The sequence below is a fragment of the Caulobacter sp. P1_B12_2 genome, assembly GCF_056406675.1.
The window spans coordinates 1-1,143 of the sequence record NZ_JBFTZS010000764.1 but is presented as its reverse complement, the minus strand read 5'-3'; the positions used below and the strand labels follow the sequence as shown (position 1 = coordinate 1,143).

Annotated in this window: 1 protein-coding gene; it reads right to left on the bottom strand. The window is 71.9% G+C overall.

Annotated elements, in window-relative coordinates:
• On the bottom strand, positions 1-1,143 hold a 1,143-nt coding region (locus AC1DZ6_RS25595; protein ID WP_477099892.1), incomplete at both ends, for a serine hydrolase domain-containing protein.

The following is a 1,143-nucleotide window of genomic DNA, read 5'->3' as shown; positions in this document are numbered from 1 at the left end:
GTACACCACCGTGCGGGTGGTGGCGTCCAAGCCCGAGCCCACCCCGCCCAGGCGCTGGATCATGCCGATGAAGAACAGGTCGTTGGCCGGGTCGATCCAGAACCAGGTGCCGGCGCTGCCGCCCCAGCTGATCGTGCCCGGGCCGACCGGCGCGCCCGACAGGTGCGGATCGACCGCCACGGCCACGTCCAGGCCGTAGCCCATGCCGGCGCTGAACGGGAATGGCTTCTGGTCCGGGCGCAGCACGCCGGCCGTGCCGTTGGTGGTGACCTGGAAACTGGGGGGCAGATGGTTCGACCGCATCAGGGCCACCGTCTCGGGCTGCAGGATGCGCACCCCGTCCAGCTGGCCGCCGTTCAGGATCATCTGGGCGAAGCGGCCGAAGTCACCGGCCGTGGACAGCAGACCCCCGCCCCCCGACGGCGCGGCCGGCGGCTTGGAGACGTCGCGCCACGGACCCTCGACGGCCGGGATCAGCTTGCCGGWGGCCGGGTCGCCGTCATACAGCGCGGCCAGGCGCGGCAGCTTCTCGGGCGGGGCCCAGAACGCGGTGTCGTTCATGCGCAGGGGCCGGAAGATCCGCTCTTCCATGAACACCGGCAGGGTCTTGCCAGAGAGGCGCTCGACGATCAGCCCCTGCAGGTCGGCGGCGACGCTGTAGCGCCACATCACGCCGGGCTGGGCGTACATCGGCAGCATGCCCACCTTGCGCGCCAGGTGGTCCAGGCTGTCGGACTGCAGCACGCCGGCTCGGTAATAGGCCTGGTCGGCGGCGCTCCCCGGATCGTCGGCCAGGCCGTAGGCGAAGCCGGCGGTGTGGGTCATCAGCTCGCGCATGGTCGGCGCGCGGCTGGCGGGGGCCAGGACCGGCCGTCCCTCGGCGTCGACGCCCGAAGCCACCCGCAGGTCGGCCAGTTCCGGCAGATATTCGGTGACCGGATCGTCCAGCCGCCACCGGCCTTCCTGGTAGAGGATCAGCATCGCCACGCCGGTGACCGCCTTGGTCTCCGAGCGGATGCGGAAGATCGCGTCGGCGGGCATGGCCTCGCCGGTCTCCAGGCTGCGCTTGCCGAAGCTCTTCATCGACACGACGCGGCCGTGGCGGCCCAGCAGGGTGACCGCGCCGGCGATCTGGCCCTGGTC